This window comes from Allokutzneria sp. A3M-2-11 16 (assembly GCF_024213555.1).
Classification (GTDB): Bacteria; Actinomycetota; Actinomycetes; order Mycobacteriales; family Pseudonocardiaceae; genus Allokutzneria.
Genome location: NZ_JANAVO010000001.1, coordinates 761,304 through 782,312, shown reverse-complemented (window position 1 = coordinate 782,312; position 21,009 = coordinate 761,304). Strand labels below are relative to the sequence as shown.

At 69.5% G+C, this 21,009-nt stretch carries 23 protein-coding genes; 17 read left to right on the top strand and 6 right to left on the bottom strand.

Features of this window, described 5'->3' with window-relative positions; genetic code table 11:
- Window positions 1–14 precede the first annotated feature (14 nt).
- The 5 genes from NLX83_RS03915 to NLX83_RS03895 are packed head-to-tail and all read left to right on the top strand — an operon-like array spanning window position 15 to window position 5,511.
- Window positions 15–1,025, top strand: coding sequence for a LacI family DNA-binding transcriptional regulator (locus NLX83_RS03915; RefSeq protein WP_254233491.1), 1,011 nt, complete (start codon window positions 15–17; stop codon window positions 1,023–1,025).
- Window positions 1,025–2,287 (top strand): ABC transporter substrate-binding protein, encoded by a 1,263-nt coding sequence (locus tag NLX83_RS03910; RefSeq protein WP_254236070.1) that lies wholly within the window; start codon window positions 1,025–1,027, stop codon window positions 2,285–2,287. Before NLX83_RS03915 ends, NLX83_RS03910 begins: the two co-directional genes overlap by 1 nt.
- Window positions 2,284–3,162: a carbohydrate ABC transporter permease gene (locus NLX83_RS03905; protein ID WP_254233490.1), complete on the top strand. Its 879-nt coding sequence runs from the start codon at window positions 2,284–2,286 to the stop codon at window positions 3,160–3,162. Before NLX83_RS03910 ends, NLX83_RS03905 begins: the two co-directional genes overlap by 4 nt.
- A complete protein-coding gene (locus NLX83_RS03900) occupies window positions 3,159–3,965 on the top strand; it encodes a carbohydrate ABC transporter permease (protein ID WP_254233489.1) in 807 nt (268 codons plus the stop codon). The genes NLX83_RS03905 and NLX83_RS03900 overlap by 4 nt, the downstream gene beginning before the upstream one ends.
- A gap of 19 nt (window positions 3,966–3,984) precedes the next feature.
- Window positions 3,985–5,511 carry an FAD-dependent oxidoreductase gene (locus NLX83_RS03895; RefSeq protein ID WP_254233488.1) on the top strand — a complete coding sequence of 509 codons (1,527 nt, stop codon included), beginning with the start codon at window positions 3,985–3,987 and terminating at the stop codon, window positions 5,509–5,511.
- A gap of 33 nt (window positions 5,512–5,544) precedes the next feature.
- Here the strand turns inward: NLX83_RS03895 and NLX83_RS03890 are convergent, their stop codons facing one another.
- On the bottom strand, window positions 5,545–6,054 hold the full coding sequence (locus NLX83_RS03890; protein ID WP_254233487.1) for a hypothetical protein: 510 nt from the start codon (window positions 6,052–6,054) through the stop codon (window positions 5,545–5,547).
- Window positions 6,055–6,200: 146 nt separating this feature from the next.
- Here NLX83_RS03890 and NLX83_RS03885 point away from each other — a divergent pair, with 146 nt between their 5' ends.
- Both NLX83_RS03885 and NLX83_RS03880 read left to right on the top strand, forming a co-directional pair.
- Window positions 6,201–6,755 carry a GNAT family N-acetyltransferase gene (locus NLX83_RS03885; protein ID WP_254233486.1) on the top strand — a complete coding sequence of 185 codons (555 nt, stop codon included), beginning with the start codon at window positions 6,201–6,203 and terminating at the stop codon, window positions 6,753–6,755.
- Window positions 6,752–7,489, top strand: coding sequence for an aminoglycoside adenylyltransferase family protein (locus tag NLX83_RS03880; protein ID WP_254233485.1), 738 nt, complete (start codon window positions 6,752–6,754; stop codon window positions 7,487–7,489). Before NLX83_RS03885 ends, NLX83_RS03880 begins: the two co-directional genes overlap by 4 nt.
- Here the strand turns inward: NLX83_RS03880 and NLX83_RS03875 are convergent.
- Window positions 7,463–8,011, bottom strand: coding sequence for a hemerythrin domain-containing protein (locus NLX83_RS03875; RefSeq protein ID WP_254233484.1), 549 nt, complete (start codon window positions 8,009–8,011; stop codon window positions 7,463–7,465). The two genes, NLX83_RS03880 and NLX83_RS03875, sit on opposite strands and share 27 nt — an antisense overlap.
- Window positions 8,012–8,066: 55 nt before the next feature.
- Window positions 8,067–9,239, bottom strand: coding sequence for a M20/M25/M40 family metallo-hydrolase (locus NLX83_RS03870; RefSeq protein WP_254233483.1), 1,173 nt, complete (start codon window positions 9,237–9,239; stop codon window positions 8,067–8,069).
- A gap of 83 nt (window positions 9,240–9,322) precedes the next feature.
- On the opposite strand from NLX83_RS03870, the gene NLX83_RS03865 reads away from it, so the two are divergent.
- The 7 genes from NLX83_RS03865 (at window position 9,323) to NLX83_RS03840 (ending at window position 14,939) form a co-directional block, all read left to right on the top strand.
- Window positions 9,323–9,604 carry a metal-sensitive transcriptional regulator gene (locus tag NLX83_RS03865; protein WP_254233482.1) on the top strand — a complete coding sequence of 94 codons (282 nt, stop codon included), beginning with the start codon at window positions 9,323–9,325 and terminating at the stop codon, window positions 9,602–9,604.
- A 19-nt stretch (window positions 9,605–9,623) separates the two neighbouring features.
- The gene (locus tag NLX83_RS03860; RefSeq protein WP_254233481.1) at window positions 9,624–9,833 is read left to right on the top strand and encodes a heavy-metal-associated domain-containing protein; all 210 of its coding nucleotides are present in this window, start codon (window positions 9,624–9,626) and stop codon (window positions 9,831–9,833) included.
- A gap of 319 nt (window positions 9,834–10,152) precedes the next feature.
- A complete protein-coding gene (locus NLX83_RS03855; protein WP_254233480.1) occupies window positions 10,153–11,103 on the top strand; it encodes a hypothetical protein in 951 nt (316 codons plus the stop codon).
- Window positions 11,093–13,363 (top strand): heavy metal translocating P-type ATPase, encoded by a 2,271-nt coding sequence (locus NLX83_RS03850; RefSeq protein ID WP_254233479.1) that lies wholly within the window; start codon window positions 11,093–11,095, stop codon window positions 13,361–13,363. Before NLX83_RS03855 ends, NLX83_RS03850 begins: the two co-directional genes overlap by 11 nt.
- 129 nt (window positions 13,364–13,492) lie before the next feature.
- On the top strand, window positions 13,493–13,627 hold the full coding sequence (locus tag NLX83_RS40785; protein ID WP_256562968.1) for a hypothetical protein: 135 nt from the start codon (window positions 13,493–13,495) through the stop codon (window positions 13,625–13,627).
- A 57-nt stretch (window positions 13,628–13,684) separates the two neighbouring features.
- The gene (locus NLX83_RS03845) at window positions 13,685–14,140 is read left to right on the top strand and encodes a hypothetical protein (RefSeq protein WP_254233478.1); all 456 of its coding nucleotides are present in this window, start codon (window positions 13,685–13,687) and stop codon (window positions 14,138–14,140) included.
- 199 nt (window positions 14,141–14,339) lie between these two features.
- A complete protein-coding gene (locus NLX83_RS03840) occupies window positions 14,340–14,939 on the top strand; it encodes a TetR family transcriptional regulator (protein WP_254233477.1) in 600 nt (199 codons plus the stop codon).
- Here NLX83_RS03840 and NLX83_RS03835 read toward each other — a convergent pair.
- Window positions 14,932–15,567 (bottom strand): TetR/AcrR family transcriptional regulator, encoded by a 636-nt coding sequence (locus NLX83_RS03835; RefSeq protein ID WP_254233476.1) that lies wholly within the window; start codon window positions 15,565–15,567, stop codon window positions 14,932–14,934. The genes NLX83_RS03840 and NLX83_RS03835 overlap by 8 nt on opposite strands.
- A gap of 96 nt (window positions 15,568–15,663) precedes the next feature.
- On the opposite strand from NLX83_RS03835, the gene NLX83_RS03830 reads away from it, so the two are divergent.
- Window positions 15,664–16,575: a sigma-70 family RNA polymerase sigma factor gene (locus tag NLX83_RS03830; RefSeq protein WP_254233475.1), complete on the top strand. Its 912-nt coding sequence runs from the start codon at window positions 15,664–15,666 to the stop codon at window positions 16,573–16,575.
- Between the two features lie 24 nt (window positions 16,576–16,599).
- Window positions 16,600–17,484, top strand: coding sequence for a Vgb family protein (locus NLX83_RS03825; RefSeq protein ID WP_254233474.1), 885 nt, complete (start codon window positions 16,600–16,602; stop codon window positions 17,482–17,484).
- On the opposite strand, the gene NLX83_RS03820 is transcribed toward NLX83_RS03825, so the two are convergent.
- Both NLX83_RS03820 and NLX83_RS03815 read right to left on the bottom strand, forming a co-directional pair.
- Window positions 17,471–18,316 (bottom strand): DUF7192 family protein, encoded by an 846-nt coding sequence (locus NLX83_RS03820; protein ID WP_254233473.1) that lies wholly within the window; start codon window positions 18,314–18,316, stop codon window positions 17,471–17,473. The genes NLX83_RS03825 and NLX83_RS03820 overlap by 14 nt on opposite strands.
- A 4-nt stretch (window positions 18,317–18,320) precedes the next feature.
- On the bottom strand, window positions 18,321–19,646 hold the full coding sequence (locus NLX83_RS03815; protein WP_254233472.1) for an AAA family ATPase: 1,326 nt from the start codon (window positions 19,644–19,646) through the stop codon (window positions 18,321–18,323).
- Between the two features lie 377 nt (window positions 19,647–20,023).
- On the opposite strand from NLX83_RS03815, the gene NLX83_RS03810 reads away from it, so the two are divergent.
- Window positions 20,024–20,890 (top strand): geranyl diphosphate 2-C-methyltransferase, encoded by an 867-nt coding sequence (locus NLX83_RS03810; RefSeq protein WP_254233471.1) that lies wholly within the window; start codon window positions 20,024–20,026, stop codon window positions 20,888–20,890.
- Window positions 20,891–21,009: the final 119 nt, after the last annotated feature.

The following is a 21,009-nucleotide window of genomic DNA, read 5'->3' as shown; positions in this document are numbered from 1 at the left end:
GCCACCGTTTAGTTATGCGCATAACTAGCCGGGTGTCGCAGGCGGACATCGCGAAGCGCGCCGGTGTCACGCAGGCGGCGGTCTCGCTGATCCTGCGGGACAAGGCCACCTCGATCCCGGAGGAGACGCGGCGCCGCGTGCTCGACGTGGCGCGTGAGCTGGGCTACCGGGCGGACCCGCTGGCCCGGCGGCTGGCGACGGGCCGCAGCCAGCTCCTCGGCGTGTTCACCTACGAGCGCGTGTTCACCACGCGCCACGGTGGCTGGTACCACCCGTTCCTGCTCGGCATCGAGGAGGCGGCCGAGCGCGCGGGCCAGGACCTGCTGCTGTTCACCAGTGCGGCCACCTCCGGGCCGATCCGCAGCATCTACGCGGACGGGGAGAACAAGCTCCGGCTGGTCGACGCTGCGATCCTGCTCGGCCGCGATGAGATCCCGGCGGAACTGGAACAGCTCGTCGCCGAGGACTACCCCTTCGTCTTCATCGGCAAGCGCTTCCTGCGCGGTGGGCGCGAGGTTCCCAACGTGGCCCCCGGTTACGCCGCCGCGAGCTACGTGCTGGGCGGGCGCCTGATCCTCCTGGGGCACCGCCGGATCACCTACGTCGGGTCCAATCCGGACCTCCCGGCGACGGGCGACCGGTTGCACGGCCTGCGGACGGCGATCCCCGAGATCACCGCTGAGATCGTTCCGCTCGACCGCATCACACCGTCCTTTGTGGATGATTTGCTGGAGCGTCAAGTCAGCGCGGTGGTCGTGGAGGGCGCGACGTACGCCGAGGCGTTGCGTGCCGCTGCGGGAAAACGGGGGCTGCGGGTACCGGAGGACCTTTCCGTCGCGGTCGCCGGGGTTGCCGAAGACGAGGACACCGTTGGTTTCTGGTCGGGCTTCGACATCCCGGGCCGCCGCATCGGCGAGGTCGCCGTTCAGCGACTGATGGAACGGCTCGACGGTGGGCCCGCCACCACCGACACGATTGATTGTGCTGAGCGGCAAGGGAAGTCGGTAATGGAAGCGCGGCCGTGATGAAGCGCGCGCTGCTCGCCGCGATCACCCTCGTGCTCACGGCCGCGTGCGGGATCGGTGACCGCCCCGATCCCAACCACCTGACGATGACCGTCTGGACCTCGGATCAGGCTCAGCTGCGCGCTTTCCAGGAACTCGGCGACGCTTTCGCCGCGACGCGCCCCGGCGTCGCCGTGCGGATCCAGTCGGTCCCGCAGACGGAGTACGTCACCAAGCTCTCCGTCCGCCTCGCCGGGGGAGACCCGCCCGATCTGGGGTGGCTCGGCGCCCCCGACGCGGTCAGCATGGCGGCCAAGGGAAGGCTAGCCGACGTCGGCCGTGCGCTGCGCGAGGACCCGGGCTACCACTTCGACGACTACGTGCCCGCCGCGTTCACCAACTGGCGCTCCGGCGACGCGGTGTACGGGATTCCGTTCTCCACCAGCCCTTTCTTCACGATCTACAACAAGGACATGCTGGCAAGGGCTGGGCTTCCCGAGCCCGCGGAACTGGCCGCGCGCGGTGAGTGGACCTGGGCGCGGATGGCGGAGTTGACCGCGCGGCTCAAACCCACCCTGCCGCCGGGCAGCCACGCTTTCGAGAGCAACGAGGGCGGGATGTACGGCCCGCTCGTCTGGGCGACCCTGGACCCGCTGCTGCGAGCGCACGGAACCGTTGTGTACCAACGAGAAGACCGATCCTGCCGGTTGGCCGACCGCGCCGCCGTCGAGGCGATCGGGCTCTACCACCGGATGGCCTTCGCCGAGGGCACAGCGACGCCGCCCGGCTCGCAGCCGGGCTTCTACGCCGGGAAGACCGCGATCACCATCACCCAGCTCTCCCGGCTTTCCCAGCTCCAGGGTTCGACCTTCGGCTGGGGCGTCGCGCCGCTGCCCGCCGGGCCTGGCGGCCAGCCCCACGTCACCGGCCAGGCCGGGATGGTCGTCTTCCGGCAGAGCGACAACCCGAAGCTGGCAACGGAACTGCTGAAGTTCCTCAGCGAACGCGCGAGCACCGAACGCCTCGCCCAGTTCTACCCGCCCGCGCGCCGCTCCGTGCTTGCTCAGTCCGATCGCCTCTACGCGAAGAGCCCGGCCGTCACCGACATCCTGGTCCGCGGCATCACCGACGGCGAAGCCTTCGCGTATCCCGAGAACTGGCCGCAGATCCGCGCCACCGCGGAGCCCGCACTGGACAAGCTCTGGACGCGGACGGCGGACGTTCCCGGAGTGTTGCAGGGGATCTGCGACCGGATTGGTCCCATGTTGCGGAGCAAGCGGTGAAGCGCGGCCGCCGCGAGGCGCTGACCGCCTACCTTTTCCTTACCCCGCAAGCAATCGGGTTCGTGCTGTTCGTGCTGATTCCGTTGATCAGCGTCGTCATCATGTCCTTCACCGACACCGATCTGCTCACCAACGAGTCCAAGCCGGTGGGGTGGGACAACTACGTCGAGATCTTCACCGGCGATCCCGCGTTCTGGCAATCCCTTGCGGTGACAGGGATCTTCGCGCTCGGGCTCGTCGTCATCAATGTCGGCCTGTCACTCGCCTTGGCACTCGCGCTCAACCGGCGCCCGCGCGGCGCGGGGTTCTTCCTGACACTGGCGTTCCTCGCCGTGGTCACCTCGCAGGCGGCGTGGGCGATCGTGTGGCGGTTCCTCCTCCAGGGCGAGGGCGGCGCGGTCAACGGCCTGCTCGACCTGATCGGCCTCGCCGGGCCCAACTGGCTGCACGAGGCCCAGCCCTCGCTCGCCGCGGTGACCGTCGTGGCGGCGCTGAAAACCGTGGGGCTCAAGGCAGTGATCTTCCTGGCGGCCCTGAGGAACATCCCGCCCGGCGTGATCGAGGCCGCCCGGCTGGACGGGGCGAGCGAGGGGCGGATCACCCGCCACATCGTGCTGCCGATGATCTCGCCGACCACGCTCGTGGTCATCGTGATCACGCTGATCGGCTCGTTCCAGGTCTTCGACTACGTCCAGCTGATGACGCACGGCGGCCCCTCGCACGCGACCTCCGTGCTCGCGTTCTACATCTACGAGCAGGGTTTCGAGCTGTTCCGCAGCGGATACGCCAGCGCGCTCGCGATCGTCCTCTTCGGACTGACACTGGTGCTGGTCGCGATCCAGTGGTGGGCGAGGAAGAAGTGGGTGCACGAGTGATCTACCTCCTGCTCGTGGTGCTCGTCGCACCGCTGGTCTTCCCCTTCCTGTGGATGGTCTCCAGCGCGTTCAAGCAGCCGTCCGAGATCTTCGCCTTCCCGCCCTCTCTGCTCCCGGAATCCCCGACCTGGAACAACATCGTCGAGGTCTTCACCTTCCAGCCGTTCGCCCGGCAGATCTACAACAGCCTCTACATCGCGCTCGTCGTCGCGCTGGCCACGTGCGCGCTCTCGCTGCTCTCCGGCTACGCCTTCGCCCGGCTGCGGTTCCCCGGGAAGAACCTGATCTTCCTGGTCCTGTTGAGCGCCCTGATGCTGCCGACCGAGGTGACGCTGATCCCGAACTTCCTGATGATCCGGGACATGGGGCTGGCCGACACCCACGTGCCACTGTTGGCGATCCCCACGTTCGGCGCGATCGGCGTGACCGGGATCTTCCTGATGCGCCAGTTCCTCCAGGGCATCCCACGCGAACTGGAGGAGGCGGCGATGATCGACGGCATCGGGCGCCTCGGCATCCTGTGGCACATCGTGCTTCCGCTGACCCGGCCGATCCTCAGCACCATCGGGATCGTGTCGTTCCTGGCGAGCTGGAACTCCTTCCTGGAGCCGCTGGTGTTCTTGAACCGCAACGAGCTGTTCACGGTCCCGCTCGCGCTCAGCACCTACACCGACACGAGCGGGAACCCGATCTGGAACCTCCAGCTCGCGGCGACCGCGGTGTCCACGGTGCCGATCCTGATCGCGTACCTCCTCGCCCGCAGGCACATCACCGACAGCCTCGCGCACGCCGGGCTGAAGTGACCGATCACCAGAGGGGCCAATGGAATTCGACTGCGATGTGCTCGTCGTGGGTGCCGGGTGCGGCGGTGTGGCAGCGGCGCTGGCGGCGGCGGGACAGGGCCTCGACGTGGTCCTCACCGAGCCGACCGGATGGCTCGGCGGGCAGCTCACCGCGCAGGCCGTGCCGCCCGACGAGCACCCCTGGGTGGAGCACATGGGCGTGACAGCGTCCTACCGCCGCATGAGATCCCTTGTGCGCGCACGGTATCGGGCCGATCCACGACTGCGGGACGGGCCACGCCGGGACACCGCGCTCAACCCCGGGTCGGGCTGGGTCAGCAAGCTGTGCGCGGAGCCGACGGTGATCCACATCGTGCTCGCCGAGATGCTGGCGTCGCTGGATCTCACGTTGCTCTTCCACCACCGCCCGATTTCCGTTGATGTACAAGGTGATCGCATCCAAGCGGTGCGGTTCGACCTCGACGTCGTCGTGCGCGCCAAGCAGGTCATCGACGCCACGGAGGAGGGCGACCTGCTCCCGCTGGCCGGATGCGAACACGTGCTCGGAGCGGAGAGTTCCGCCGACACAGGCGAACCGCACGCGGTCGACGGTCCGGCGCGGCCGTTCGACCAGCAGGCCATCACCTGGTGCGCGGCGCTCGAATACGACCCGCGTGGCGAGCACGTGATCGAGCGGCCGAAGAGCTACGAGTTCTGGCGCGGCTACCAGGCGCCGTTCTGGCCGGGGCCGCAGCTCGGCTGGACGACAGAGGAACCGGAGACCGGTCGCCCACTGCGAAGGCCGTTGTTCGGCGCGGATGACGAACAGGATCTCTGGCGCTTCCGGCGGATTCGCCATGGCGCGCACTACGATCCGCCGCTGCCGGATGTCACGCTCGTCAACTGGCCGCACATCGACTACTGGCTTGAGCCGATCACCGGCGTCGCCGAAGACCTCCGTCGCGAGCGGCTGGACCAAGCCCGCGAGCTGACACTGTCCTTTGTGTACTGGATGCAGACCGAAGCGGGATATCCGGGATTGCGGCTCTCCGAGAAGACTCTCGGGACCGACGACGGCCTCGCCGCGGCGCCGTACATCCGCGAAGCACGGCGCATCAAGGCCGAGTTCACCGTGCTGGAACAGCACATCGGCGTCGAAGTGCGGCCCGGTGCCGCGGAGGCGGAGCAGTTCGCCGACTCCGTGGGCATCGGCAGCTACCGCATCGACCTGCACCCCAGCACGGGCGGCCAGGGCTACGTGGACATCCCGTCGTACCCGTTCCAGATCCCGTTGGGCGCGTTGATTCCCGTGCGCGTGGACAACCTGATCGCGGGCGGGAAATGCTTGGGCGTCACGCACATCACCAACGGCTGCTACCGACTGCACCCGGTGGAGTGGAACGTTGGCGAGGCAGCGGGCTTGTTGGCCGCGCACGCCGTCGCGCGCGGTGTGCCGCCACGGGCGATCCGGGCTCGCACCGACCTGCTCGGCGAGTTCCAGGACCACTTGCAGGCGCTGGGAATCGAACTCGAATGGCCCGCGCAGATCCGGACACAACGACGGTAGGTGCCGTGCGCCCGGCACCTACCGTCGTGGTGATCAGCCCGCCGCGCAGTCGCGCGCGTTGACCGCCTGGAGAGCGAAGCCGGTGACCTTGCCCTCCTTGATGCCGAAGAGGTAGCGGTTGGCCGGGTTCTGCGGCGTCACCGTCGTGATGATCGCGGTGCCGTTCTGCCAGCCGTCAACGGCCTTCGGGTACGCCTTCTTGACCGCGTCGGCCGTGGAGCCGGAGCCGATGCCCTCCGGCGTGTGCGCGCCCTTGGCGGTGCCCGGGATCGAGTAGATGCCGTGCGCCTTGGAGATGGTGAGCACCGGGCCGGACGAGTAGGCCCACTTGTAGCCGCGGCACAGGTCGTTGCCGCCGACCGGCTCGCCGACCTTGCCCGTGGCGATGGCGTCGGCCAGGCTCATGCCGACCTTCAGCGGGCCGAAGCCGTCCGGGCCGAGCACGTTCTCGGCGCTGGCGGCGGCCTGGCCACCGGCCCCGGCGAGCGCGATGGCCGACGCGGCCAGTACGGCGGCGCCCGCACGGGCGAGAGTGATGCGCATCAGGTGGTGTCCTTTCGAAACGGATGTCGCCGACCAAGACGCCGACCCGGTCAGGCAGGTTGCACGAGGCGGAAAGTGGTTTCGGCCCTGGCCGAACTCCGTGCGAGGATCGTTGTGGGGCAAGGAGTTCAACGTGAAGGGGGACCATGTACGCGACATCTCTCGGGGACGACGGCGCGGTGCTGCGGCCGTTGGAGCCGTGGCAGGCCGACGAGTTCCTGGCCAACATCGACCGGGGGCGGGAATTTATCGGTCAGCACATCGCCCTCGCGGACATCGTGTCGGACCTGGCGGCGAGCCGCGCGTTCCTCCAGGCCTACGCCGACAAGGCCGCCGCGGACACCGCCCGCATCCACGGCATCTGGGTGGACGGCAAGCTCGTCGGCGGCGTGCTGTTCCGGACCATGGACGTGCCGAACGGCACCGCGGAGGCGGGTTGCTGGCTGGAGCCGTCCGCGGCGGGCAAGGGGTTGGTGACCAGGGCCGTGCGGGTGCTCATCGACTGGGCGATCGAGGAACGGGGCATCCACCGGATCGAATGGCGGGTGGCCACGGCGAACGCGCCGAGCATCGCGGTCGCCCGGCGGCTCGGGATGACCAAGGAGGGCGTGCTGCGCGAGATCGCCCCGCACCGGGGGAAGCGCAAGGACATCGAGGTCTGGTCGGTGCTCGCGCCGGAATGGCGGGCCGCGAAGCGGTGACCGAGCGCATCGTGCGGCTGGTCGGCGCTGTGCTCGGCCGCGAGGTCGTCGGCGTCTACCTCCACGGCTCCGGCGTGTTCGGCGGCCTCAAACCGGCCAGCGACATCGACATCCTCGTCATCGCCCGGCGGAGCATGGACGACCGGGAACGACGGGCGCTGCTGGACGGCCTGCTCCGCGAGCGCGGCGAGCGCCCCGTTGAGTTGACGGTTGCCGTCAAGTCCGAGATCAGTCCGTGGCGATACCCGCCGACCTGCGATTTCCTCTACGGCGAGTGGCTGCGTGCCGACTTCGAGGCCGGTGCGCCGCCACCCCGCGCGGTGCCGATGCCGGATCTGGCGCTCCTCCTGACGGTCGCCCTGGCCGGGGATCACACCCTCGTCGGCCCACCGCTGGCCGAGGTGCTCGATCCCGTGCCGAAGGCCGATCTCATCCGGGCGAGCGTGGCGGGCGTTCCCGGCCTCCTCCGGAACCTCGACGGAGACACCCGCAACGTCCTGCTGACCCTGGCGCGCGTGTGGACCACGCTCGCCACCGGCGAGATCAGGACGAAGGACGCCGCGGCGGACTGGGCCCTCACCCGGCTCCCTCCCGAACACCGTCCGGTTCTGCGGCACGCCAAGGAGCTGTACCTGCACCGGCGCTACGCCGAGGAGCACTGGAGCGACGAGCTGAGGGCCCAGGTCGGCCCGCACGTCCAAGCAGTTCTAGAGCTTGCGCATCTCGGCGGTTAGCTCGTCCTTGTTCATGGAACCGGCACTGGCGACACCCGCGTTGCGCGCCTGGAACCGCAGCTCTTCCTTGGTGGCGCTGCCCGGCCGGTCGCCCAGGTGCCGGGCGCGGCTGGCCGCGAACGCCTTGCCGAGCTGCATGCGGCGATCCTCGTCGAGCCGCGCGCGCATCTGCGGCAGCACGGTCGTTTCCTCTTCCTCGACGTGGTGCGTGACCGCGTCCACCAGCTCGGCGAGCACCTTGTCGAACTCCGGCGCCTCGGGATCGGTCTCGGTCAGCTTGAGCAGCAGCTGTTCGGCCTGCACGTGCTCGGCCTGGCTGTGCGCGATCTCCTCGGCCTCGTCCGCGTCGTCCTTGGCGACCGGGTAGACCTCCGACTCCTCCGCCCTGCTGTGCGCGGTGAGCATCGCGGCCAGCACCGGCACGAGCAGCGGGCGCCGCTCCGGGTGCCGTTTCAGCTCGTCGAACAGCCGCTCCACCTCGCGGTGGTCCTGCATGATCAGATCAACCACGTCGACGCCCATGGCAGCCTCCTCGCAAACGGGGTTCGCGTGGCGCGAGTACCCCGTTCGCCCGGCTTCATGCTGCGAACATCCGCCCGGCGTACAAGGCGTACACGGCCGAGCACCGGCGCATCGCGGCCTCGTCGACGTACTCGTCCGGCCCGTGCGCGACCTCAAGGCGTCCGGCGCCGTAGCCGAACGCGGGGATGCCGAGCTGGCTGTACCACCGGGTTTCCAGGATGCCCGCGCACATCTCGAAGCGGGCCTCGCCCTCGACCTCGGCGACCACCTCGGCCAGCGCGGTGGCGGCGGAGTGCGACGCGTCCGTGTGCGCGGGCGGCTGCCGCTGGGTCACCTCAATCGACACCTTCGCGCCGATCTCCGCCGCCGCCTCCTTGACAGCAGCCGTCAAGTGGTCGAGTTCGCGGTCGAGGTCCTCGTCCGGGTCGTAGCGACCGTCGACCGTGAAGAAGGCGGAGCCCGGCACCACGTTGAAGTTCGATCCGCCGCCGAACAGGCCACCGACGACGAGCCTGGAGCCCTTCGCGGTCATCTCCCGCGCGTAGTTCTCGACCGGCCGCGCGATGTGCAGCATGTGCTGAAATGCGTTCACACCACGGTCTGCCTGCCCGACGTGGGCCTCCAGGCCGCGCACTTCCACGCGCAGGGAAAGCGCGCCCCGCGCGGAGTTCCAGATCTTTCCGCCGCTCGGCTCCGCGGTGACCATGGCCAGCGCGCGCGGATCGATCAGCTTCGCCTCGCGGAGGTGACCCGCGGCCGTGACGCTGCCCGTTTCCTCGTCGCAGACCAGGTGCAGCACGATCCGTCCGTCGCCGAGCAGGCCCAGGTCCCGCGCCGCGGCGGCACCGTAGAGCATGCTGACGATGCCGCCCTTCATGTCCGCGCTACCCCGGCCGATGATCTTGCCGTCGCGTCGCTCCGCGGTGAACTGCCTGCGGTCCTGCGCCGGTACGACGTCGAAGTGGCCGTGGAAGTAGAGCAACTTCGGCCCGTCGCCGACCGAGCCGCGCACGATGCTCGGCTCCTCCAGCTCACGGGCCGGGGCCAGCTCGACGATGTCCGGCCCCAGGCCGAGCACGTCCATGGCCTCGTGCACGGCCCGTGCGCACCGGCCCAGCTCACGGCCGGGCGGGTTCTCCGAGTCGATGGCGATGAGCCGCGTCAGCAGCTCGGCCATCTCGTCGGCCCGGGGTGCCAGCCACGCCTCTACCGCACTCCTGGTCAGCATCGGCCAATGCTAGTGGGGTGAGCCGGGCCATACCCCCCGCCCGTACCTTGACCACCCTACCCCCCTGGGGTATCAATGGAGGCATGCGGGGATACACCGAGGGCAAGGACGACTACCTCAAGCGGCTGCGCCGGGTCGAAGGCCAGATCCGCGGTCTGCAACGGATGGTCGACAACGACGAGTACTGCATCGACGTGCTCACCCAGATCTCGGCGGCGACCAAGGCGCTCCAGGCGGTCTCCCTCGGCCTGCTCGACGAGCACCTCAAGCACTGCGTCAGCCACGCGATCAGCGAGGGCGGCGACGTCGCCGACGCCAAGATCCGCGAGGCCAGCGAGGCGATCGCCCGCCTCGTCCGGTCCTGAGAACGAACAGGAGAGCGCCATGAGCGACATCAGCGCGACCTACACCGTCACCGGCATGACCTGCGGACACTGCGTCGCCTCCGTCACCGAGGAGGTCGGCGAGATCGAAGGCGTCACCGACGTCGCCGTAGACCTCCCCACCGGCGCCGTCACCGTGACCAGCACCAAACCCGTCACCCCCGACACCATCCGTGCCGCAGTGGACGAGGCCGGATACTCCCTCGTCTAACCCCACCCCCACCCAGCCACTGAGCCCCTCCTCCACCAAGCACCACCTCCGTCCAACACCACCTCCGTCCACCCGCCTCCACGTCCTCACCGTGGTTGGGGCGTCTTCAAGTACCACGCACCCCCACTAGAAACGTCTCAAACCGCCCCCAACCCCACCGCCCCATCGGGGTTCGCCGCCGTTTGCGATCGCAGGGACGGGGGTTCGGGGTACTTGAAGACCAGCGAACCCGGCTGAGCGCGGGAGCGTGAGCGCGGGTTCGAGCACAGACGTCGGGCACTACTTCGAGTGACATTTCGAGCGACATGAGGACTCGACAATGAACACAGCAGCGAAGCTCTCCGCCTACGGTGCGGCGCTCGCCCTGGTCGCCGCGGGCGCCTGGGCCGCCGGATCTGCTGTCGGTCCCTTCGCCGCCCCGGCCGGAGCGCACTCCGATGCGCCGGGCGCGGGCGGAACTCCCGGCGGCGGGAACGCCGGGCACGGGGACGGTCACGGCGGCACCGTCGCGGAAGCCGCGCAAACCGATCAGCCCGGCGGGCTGGCGTCGTCCAGGGGCGGGTACACCCTCGCGCCCACCGCGACGACGCTGCGCACCGGGGCCGCGCAAACCTTCGCCTTCCGCGTCTTCGGCCCGGACGGCAAACCGGTCACCCGCTTCGACGTCGAGCACGAGAAGCGGATGCACCTCATCGTGATCCGCAGGGACACCGCGGGTTTCCAGCACGTCCACCCGGAACTGGACCCCTACGGCACCTGGCGCGTCCCGCTCACTCTGCCCCGCGCGGGCAGCTACCGGGTCTTCGCCGACTTCGCGCCCACCGGGGCGAAGCCGCTGACGCTCGGCGTCGACGTGTCCGCGGCCGGAGACTTCCAACCCGAGACCTACCAGGCTTCGCGAGTGTCCACAGTGGATGGGTACGAGGTCCGGCTCGACGGGGAGCTCGTTCCGGGACGGTCGTCCAAGCTCACGCTGACCGTCAAGAAGGACGGTCGCGATATCGCTGATCTCCAGCCTTACCTTGGCGCGTACGGACATCTCGTCGCTCTGCGCTCGGGAGACCTCGCGTACCTCCACGTGCACCCGGACGGTTCGCCCGGTGACGGCAAGACTGCGGCGGGGCCGAAGATCACGTTCTTCGCCGAGGTGCCGACGGAGGGTTCGTACCGGCTGTTCCTGGACTTCCAGCACGCCGGGCAGGTCCGCACCGCGGAGTTCACCGTGAACTCGCACGCGTCGCACGAGGAGGGTGGACCTCATGGCCACTGACGAGGTCGAGCTTTCCATCTCCGGAATGACCTGCGCGTCGTGCGCCGCCAGGATCGAGCGCAAGCTCAACAAGCTGGACGGTGTGACCGCAACGGTCAACTACGCCACCGAGAAGGCCAAGGTCGTCTTCCCCTCCGGCACCGACACCTCGACGTTGATCGAGCAGGTCGAGGCTGCGGGCTACTCCGCTGCCTTACCGAAAACCGTTGCTCCACAAGAAGAAGACCCGCTGAGGTCACTGCGCCAGCGACTGGTCGGTTCGATCGTCCTGTCAGTCCCGGTGATCGCGATGGCGATGGTGCCCGCGTTGCAGTTCACCTACTGGCAGTGGATCTCCTTGACGTTGGCGGCGCCGGTGCTGGTGTGGGCGGCGTGGCCGTTCCACCACGCGGCATGGGTGAACCTGCGGCACGGCGCCGCGACCATGGACACCCTGATCTCCCTGGGAACCCTGTCGGCGTTCCTGTGGTCGTTGTACGCCTTGCTGTTCGGCACCGCGGGCACGCCCGGCATGACGCACCCGTTCGAGCTGACCATCGCGCCGAGCGACGGCGCGGGCAACATCTACCTCGAAGTCGCCGCGGGCGTGACGATGTTCATCCTCGCCGGCCGCTACTTCGAGGCTCGGTCCAAGCGACGGGCGGGGGCCGCGTTGCGCGCGCTGCTCGAACTCGGCGCGAAGGACGTCGCGGTACTGCGCGATGGCAAGGAAACGCGCATCCCGACCGCGCGGCTCGCGGTCGGCGACCGGTTCGTGGTCCGTCCCGGCGAGAAGATCGCCGCCGACGGTGTGATCGAGGAGGGCTCCTCCGCGATCGACGCGAGCATGCTCACCGGCGAGTCCGTTCCGGTCGAGGTCGGCCCCGGCGACGCGGTCGTCGGCGCGACGGTGAACGCGGGCGGCAGGCTCGTCGTGCGCGCCACCCGGATCGGCGCGGACACCCAGCTCGCGCAGATGGCCAAGCTCGTCGAGGACGCGCAGAACGGCAAGGCCCAGGTGCAGCGGTTGGCCGACCGGATCTCGGCGGTGTTCGTGCCGATCGTGATCGCGCTTTCCGTTGGCACGCTTGCCTTCTGGCTCGGCGGCGGGGCCGAGGTGAGCGCCGCGTTCACCGCCGCGGTCGCCGTGCTGATCATCGCCTGCCCGTGCGCGCTCGGCCTGGCGACGCCGACCGCGCTGCTCGTCGGCACCGGCAGGGGCGCGCAGCTCGGAATCCTGATCAAGGGCCCGGAGGTGCTGGAGTCCACGCGCGCCGTGGACACCGTGGTGCTGGACAAGACCGGCACGGTCACCACCGGCCGCATGGCGCTGGTCGAGGTGCACACCGCCGGTGCGGACGAGGCCGAAGTGCTGCGGCTGGCCGGAGCTCTGGAGAACGCATCGGAACACCCGATCGCCCAGGCGATCACCAAGGGCGCTCGCGAAAAAGTCGGTGAGCTGCCGGAGGTCGACGGCTTCACCAACGTCGATGGTCTTGGCGTACAAGGGATCGTGGACGGGCGAGCCATACTGGCCGGTCGCACCGCGTTCCTGGAGCAGTGGAGCCAGCACCTGCCGGATTCGTTGGCGGAGGCCAAGTCCGCCGCGGAGGCGGCCGGTCGCACCGCGATCGCGGTCGGCTGGGACGGGGAAGCTCGTGCGGTGCTGGTCGTCGCCGACACCGTCAAGGACACCTCCGCCGAGGCGGTCCGCCAGCTGCGCGCGCTCGGGCTGACACCCGTGCTGCTCACCGGGGACAACGAGGCGGTCGCGCGTTCGGTGGCCGCGGAGGTCGGCATCGACGAGGTGATCGCCGAGGTGCTGCCGAAGGACAAGGTCGACGTGGTCGCGCGGCTCCAGGCCGAAGGCAAGGTCGTCGCGATGGTCGGCGACGGCGTGAACGACGCCGCCGCGCTGGCACGAGCCGATCTCGGGCTGGCCATGGGAACCGGGACCGACGCGGCGATCGAGGCGAGCGACATCACCCTGGTGCGCGGCGATCTCCGTGCCGCCGCCGACGCGATCAGGTTGGCGCGCAGGACGTTGAGCACCATCAAGACGAACCTGTTCTGGGCCTTCGCCTACAACGTCGCAGCGCTCCCACTGGCAGCAGCAGGACTCCTCAACCCCATGATCGCCGGTGCCGCGATGGCCCTCTCATCGGTGTTCGTAGTGACCAACAGCCTGCGCCTGCGCACCTTCCGCAGCACCACCACATCCACCACTCCACACCCGACCACCCCCACCGCACCCCTCCCCAAACCCGCATCGGTCAGCTAGTCCGCCGGTCTTCAAGTACGCCCAACCCCCGCTGAAAACGTCTTAAACCGCCCCCAACCCCGGACGGCCGGAGCCACCGGTGGGGGGTTGGGGGCGGTTTGAGACGTCTGGGGGTGGGGTTGGGGGTACTTGAAGACGTTCCTACCGGGCTGGGAGTGGGGTAGCCCACGGGTTCGCGGGGTGGCGATGAGCCTGTCGACGATCGTCGTCGCGCTCATCGCTCAGCTGCTGCGCCGGGTGGAGCTGGCTCCCTCCAGCGAGTGAGCGGCCTCCCACCGCGTGGGGAGTTCTCGCCCGCTGCGCGCCTCGATCCTTTGGGGCATGCGGAAAACAACGAGAGCGTTCCTGGGCATGGCCACCGCGCTGACCGCGGTGCTGACGGTGGCCATGCCCGCCACGGCAGGAAACACCGCGTCGGTGGTCGGCCGCGCCGAGATCGACACCCAGGACCCCGTGTCCACCTTCGAGTTCACGGTGCACGCCCGCTCCGGTCGCGGTGTCGTCTGGATCGCGCACCGCGACGAGCAGCAGATCGGTTGGCTGGTCGCCCGCGTCGACTGCGTCCGGGTCACCGGCGGGGTGGGCGTAGTGACGGCGATCGTGAGTGACGCTCAGGATTTCTCCGGTGCCACGGCGGGAGATTCGATCAGCCTCACCGTCCGTGACGACCGCGCGGCGGACCGGATCGGTTTCGCCTCCCGGGAGCAGGTCCGCAGGTGCCACGGGCCCGAGCCGACGCACGGCATTACGCGAGGCGACCTGCGCGTGCGACACTGATCCTCAAGGTCCCACGGATGGGTGACGATACTTCTGTGCGACGGTCCTCGCGGCTCGCCGCCATCTTGCCTACGGAGCAACGTTGAAGAAGCACATCCTCCCCATCACCGTCGTGGTCACGATGTTCCTGGTGTGCGGCTTCGCGGTCTTCGCGTCTTCGTAGCCACCGAGAGCTGAACGTTCGTTTAGCATCCCGAGCATGCGTTCAGCCGACGACCTCACCGCGCGGGCCCGCATCCGCGACGCCGCGCTGGTGCGCTTCGGGGCGGACGGCGTGGCGGGCACGAGCGTGCGCGCCGTAGCGGCCGACGCGGATGTCTCCGCCGCGCTCGTGCTGCACCACTTCGGCTCGAAAGACGGGCTTCGGCAGGCGTGCGACGACCACGTGCTGGGGCTCATCCGCTCCGGTTCGGCGGGCGAGGTCGAGCACGAAGCCCTCGCGGAGCTGCTCGCCGAGGCGACACCCCTTCGCCGCTACCTCGCCCGCGCGCTGCTCGACGGCTCGCCCGCGGCGAACACGATGTTCAGCGAGATCGTCGACGCCACGCGGCGGTGGCTCGCCGAGGGGGAGGCGCAGGGGTGGGTCAAGCCCACCGAAGATCCGCTGGCGCGCGCGGTGACCTACGTGTCCTGGCTGTTCGCCCCGCTCGTGCTGGGCGAGCAGGTCGGCAGGCTGCTCGGCGGCGATGTCGCCGAAATGCGCACGTCCGTCCGCGCGGCCCGGGTCGGACTCGACATGCTGACCAACGGCCTGTTCGCCGACGACCGCTGGCTCAAGGCGTTCAGTTCGGTCACCTGACGGCGTAGTCGCCGAGCGCGGGCTCCAGGGCTCCGAAGGCGACACGGGCGTAGCCGTCCACGATCCGCGCGATCTCGTCGTTGTCGTGCCCGTCCAGCGTGCGGCGCAGCGTCTCGTCGAAGAGCAGCCGGTGGATGGCCGCTAGCTGCGCAGCGGCCACGCGTGGCCTGATGTCGTCGGGCTCGGCACCAGTCTCCTCGGCGAGCACGACCGCCAACGCCTTCTCGCGGTCGTCGTGGAACTCGCGCAGCCTCGCCACCAGCGCGGGGCTATCGGTGATCATCCGGGCGAACTCCGGCCCGGAGAAGCCAATGATCGGGTTCCGCTCCGCGATCCCGGCCAGGTAGGCGCGGCGCAGCGCGGCCAGCGCGGACTCGCCCGGCTCGCGGTCGCGCACCGTCCCGGCGGGCAGGTCCACGAACACGTCGTGCAGGTCCAGCGCCAGGTCTTCCTTGCGTGCGAAGTAGTTGGTGACGGTCATCTTGGCGACCTGCGCGGCGGCGGCCACCTGGGCGATCGTCACGGCGTCGAAGCCCCGTTCCAGGAACAGCCTGGTGGCGTGGTTCGAGATGTTTTCCCTGGTCTGGCGCTTCTTCAGCTCCCGGAGACCCATGTTCGGCGCATCCATGCCGCCAGCATACATGGGTCCAGCCCAAAAATATTCTTGACACATCGATAGGTCCGACCTAAATTTAGGTCGTTCGCCGGGAGAAGGGACCGCTCGTTGACGATCGCCACGGAGACCACCGACCCGATTCGTGACTACCTCAGGGAAATCGGCCGCACGCCGTTGCTGACCGCGGAAGAGGAGGTGCGGCTCGGTGAGCGCATCGAGGCGGGGAACCGGGCCCGGGACGAGCTGGCGGCGGGCGCGGCGGAGCGGCGCGCGCTGGAACGGCTCGTCGTCGACGGCGACCGCGCCAGGGGCCACATGATCAGGGCCAACCTGCGGCTGGTCGTCTCGATCGCCCGGCGCTACCCGGTGGGCGGCGGAATGTCGTTGCTGGACCTGATCCAGGAGGGCACGATCGGGATGATGCGGGCGGTGGAGAAGTTCGACCACCGGCGCGGGCTGAAGTTCTCCACCTACGCGACCTGGTGGATCAAGCAGGGGATCGGCCGTGCGCTGGCGGATCAGAGCCGGACGATCCGGCTCCCGGTGCACGTGGTCGAGGTCCTCAACCGCGTGACCCGCGCCCGTCGTGCCCTGGCGCAGGACCTCGGCCGGGAACCGACGCCCGCCGAGATCGCGGCCGAGGTCGAGCTGTCGCCGGAGAAGGTCGAACAGGTGCTGCGCAACGGAAGGACGCCGGTCTCGATGCACGCCCTGCTCGGCGAGGACGGCGACGTCGAACTGGGCGATCTGGTCGCGGGCAGCGCGCCGGACCCCGCGACCGCGGTCATGGACTCGGTGCGCCGTCGACACCTGGACAAGGTCTTGAAGACCCTGTCCGAGCGGGAGGCGGCGGTGCTCTCGCAGCGCTACGGCCTGGACGACGACCAGCCGAGGACCCTCGACGAGATCGGCAGGAACTTCGGCCTCACCCGGGAACGCATCCGGCAGATCGAGGCCAAGGGGATGAGCAAGCTGCGGCACCCCACGCGGACCCGGGAACTGGCCGATCTTCTCGCCTGAAGCACACGGTTTGGAGCAGAACTGATGAGTCGCCTCTCCATCGAGGAGCACGTCGTCGCGGGCCCGGACAGCGGCCCGTACGCGGTGACCACCGGCGCCGACGGCGCGCTGTGGTTCACGTTGGTCCACAGTGGACAGATCGGCCGCATGGTGCCGGGGGCACAGCCGCGCCTGCACCAGCTCGACCCGGAGTCCGGGCCGACGATCATCACGCCGGGACCGGACGGCGCGCTGTGGTTCACCGGGTACCGCAACCACAGCATCGGCCGGATCGACACGGCCGGGGCGGTCACCGAGTTCCCGTTGTCCGCGAACTGCGCGCCGTTCGGCATCGCCGCGGGGCCGGACGGGGCGTTGTGGTTCACCGAGACCACGACGGACCGGATCGGCCGGATCACCGTTGACGGCGAGCGCACCGAGTTCCCGCTCCCGGTCACCGGCGCGTTCCCCTCCGCGATCACGGCGGGACCGGACGGCGGGATGTGGTTCACCCTGAACCAGGCCAACGCGATCGGCCGGATCGGGATGGACGGCACCGCCACCGTCCACCCGCTGCCGACCGAGGCCGCGGCGCCGGTCGGGATCACCGCGGGCGCGGACGGCGCGCTCTGGTTCGTCGAGATCGCCGCCGGTCAGATCGGGCGGCTCAGCCCGGACGGCGGGATCGAGGAGTTCCCGCTGCCCGACCGCGCCGCGCGGCCGCACGCCATCACCGGCGGCGGCGACGGCACCCTCTGGTTCACCGAGTGGGGCGCCAACCGCGTCGGCTCCATCACCCCGGACGGCGAGATCGAGGTGCACGACCTGCCGACGCCCGGCTCGGAACCGCACGGCATCGCGCTGGGGCCGGACGGCGCGGTGTGGACGGCGCTGGAGACCGGGGCGCTGGCCCGCGTCACTCCTCGATGAGCCCCAGGTCGACGAACATCCGGTGGCACCAGCCCAGCGCGGTGTCCAGGTCGTTCCACTGCGTGTCGTCCTCGGCGAGGTAGGGGAAGACGTACGGGTCGGTGATGCCGTCCGGCAGGTCGTCGGCGCGGCACTCGAACGGCGGCCAGCCGTACTCGGCGGCCCGCATCGCGAGCGCGATCTTCGTGGGCTGGGCGTCCCAGAGGCCCAGGGCCAGCCTGCGGCACATCGCCGGGTGGGCGGTCGCGAAGATCAGCCTGCCGATGTCCAGCGGCTCGCCCGCGGAGATCACCCGCACCACCGCGCTGTACCGCGTCCGCGCCCCCTGGTCGACGAAACCCGCGTCGCCGGACCAGATCTCCACGCTGTGCCCCGCCTCGATGATGGCGGCGCACAGCGTGGCCAGGGCCAGGCCGCGGTTGATGATGCACTCGTGCCGGACCTTGGCCGAGTAGGACATCGGGATGACGAACGTGATCACCTTGCCCCGCCGGGAGATCTGCCTCGGCACGGCGTCCACCATGCACTCGGGCACCCCGGCGAGGTAGGCGCCGATGTCGACCTCGCTGCCGGTCACGTCCCACGCCGGCTCCAGCACCGTCACCGTGCTGCCGAGCCCGGCCCGCTCGCGCAGCTGCCCCACCGTGAAGTCGGACTCCCGCAGCGCGACCGCCCAGCCGTCCCGCCCGAGCCGCACGGCCTCCTCCCACGTCGCGCCCGCCCACTCGGTGGCGTAGCCGCGGGACTTGCCGATCGTGATGGACGGGTCGGCCGTGGCCGCGTCGAGGAACTCCTGCCAGGACAGCATCGGGGAGAGCACGAAACCGCTCATCGGCTCAGTCCAGTTCCAGCGCGCGTCGGTGCGCGGCGGACAGGCCGCGGACCACGCGCCACCGCAGCACCTGCTCGACGTCGGCGCCCGCCTCGATGAGCTTCGCCCCGTCGATGCTGGTGCGCGGGGAGAACAGCACCGGCAGCTGCTTCTCCGCCGCCCTCGTGCGCAGATCGCGGACGAGCTGGAGCAGTTCCCGCACCGCGTCGCGGTGGGACGGCGCGTGCCGCAGTGCGATCCGCTCCTCCAGCTGCTCGTCGATGGGCACGTCCACCACGACGAAGCGGTCGAGGGTCGCGGCGTCGAGGGTCTGCCTGCCGACGTAGTGCCGGTCGGCGCCCGTCCCGTAGGTGTTCCCGGTTGCGACGAGCCGGAAGTCCTCGTGCGCGGCCACCATTCCGTCGGCGAAGGCGCAGGTTCCCAGCGCCAGCGCCTGGTTCAGCTCCGCGAGCAATCCGGGATGGCCGTTGTCGATCTCGTCCAGCAGCATCACGCCGCCGTGCTCGAACGCCCGCCGGAACGGCGTGTCGTGGTAGTTGCCGTGCGCGTCGAAGTACCCGAAGACCTTGCTCATCGGCGTCGTCGGCCCGAGCGAGAGCGCCTGGAAGTCCAGCCCGAGCGCCTGCGCGGCGTGCTTGGCCAGCATCGACTTCCCCGTGCCCGCCGGACCGACCAGGAGCACGTGGCAGCGCGCGTGCAGCGCCGTCAGCAGATCGGGCAGCACCGCGTGCGAATCCGCCCCCAGGTCGATCGTCCCGCGCTCGGGCAGCACGACCTGCACGACGTTCGGGGTGAACTCTTCGAGGAGCTGGTCGACCTCCCGCTCCACCACCGAGCGGATCGTGCCGATCACCTTGTCCTGTTCCTGCCGCAGCGCCTCGCCGATCGTCTTCAGCGCCTCCGCCGCCGAGGCCGCGACGACCTCCGGGATCGCCTTCCGCGTCTCGCCGCGCACGGCCTCGGCCGCGCTCTTCTCGGTGTGCCTGGTGAGCTCCGCCCGCACCTCGGTCACGTCCGGTGTCGCCGCGGCGACGGCCTCGGCCGCGATCTCCGGGATGAGCCGGTCCGCCTCCGCGCGGATGAGCTCCGCGAGCCCGGCGCGCACCTTCTCCTCGACCACCCGCTGGATCTCCGCCGGGTCCGGTCGCGCCTCGGCGACCGCGCCGCGCGCCATGTCCGGGATGAGCGCGGACGCCTCCCACTGGATGATCGCGGGCAGCCGGGCGCGCATGTCGCACTCGACCCGCCACAGCAGGTTGGTGTGCGCGCACATGTTCCGCACGACCGTCTCGGCGAGCTGCATTACCTCGGCCCGGGTGCTGCTGCGCAAGGGTCGCTCCTTCACGGCCGCCGTTCGTGACGCCCACGATCAGAACCCGGGCGGGCCGGGAGGGGTCCCGGCACCGCCGTACCGGTTTTCTCCTGTCGCCTGAATGGCGGTGCGATCGGCTTCTACCTGCAATGATCTCCCAATTGGTCACGCATGGTGACGAGGTGCGGCGCCATTTCCCCCGAGTGTCGCAATGAAATACTTCTGAGCACTTTAATGTGCCGCTCACACCTTCGGGTGACTGTACTCCCCGAGAATTGCGGTGCTAGCTTCGGATGCCTTCGGGCCTCTCGTTCCGAATATCTCGGAATTGTTTCGCGATGGTGTCTTTTCCGTCGCCCCTGGTAATTCCAGCGCGTCTTCGAAGGAGTCCCAGCATGACCGCGACGCACCTCACGGCCACTGCCAAGCCCGTGCTGCGCAGCGACTACCAGCGCTCGGTCGCCGAATACTGGAACAACGAGCGCGACCCGGTGAACCTGCGGCTCGGTGACGTCGACGGCCTTTATCACCACCATTACGGGCTCGGGGACTACGACCCGTCGGTGCTGGACGCGCCCGCCGACATCCGCGAGCAGGCGATCATTGCGGAAATGCACCGGCTGGAGACGGCGCAGGCCGACGTCCTGCTCGACCACCTCGGCGACGTCGGACCGCAGGACAGGTTGCTGGACGCCGGGTGCGGTCGCGGCGGTTCGAGCATCATGGCCAACCTGCGGTTCGGCTGCGAGGTCGACGGAGTGTCGATCTCGGAGGAACAGGTCGCCTTCGCCAACGAGCGCGCGCGTGAACGGGGTGTCGCCGACAAGGTGCGCTACCACTTCCGCAACATGCTCGACACCGGCTTCGAGAGCGGCTCGCGCAAGGCCATCTGGAACAACGAGAGCACGATGTACGTCAACCTGCACGAGCTCTTCGCCGAGCACGCCAGGCAGCTGGAGATCGGCGGTCGCTACGTCACGATCACCGGCTGCTACAACGACGTCACCGGCGGCCGGTCGAAGGCGGTCAGCCAAATCGACCAGCACTACACGTGCAACATCCACCCGCGCAGCGAGTACTTCAAGGCCATGCAGGCCAACAACCTCGTGCCGATCGCGGTGGTCGACCTGACCCCGGCGACGATCCCGTACTGGGAGCTGCGGGCGAGGTCCTCGGTCGCCACCGGTGTCGAGGAGCCCTTCCTCACCGCCTACCGCGAGGGCAGCTTCCACTACCTGCTCATCGCCGCCGACCGCATCTGATCCCACAGCGCACGAAGGGGCCGCCCGAACCCGGGCGGCCCCTTCGCACGTCCGCGAGGCCGTGTTCTCCAAGTCCTCCAAGCACTCCGCCCACCGAGTAAACTCTGTCCCATGCCCCA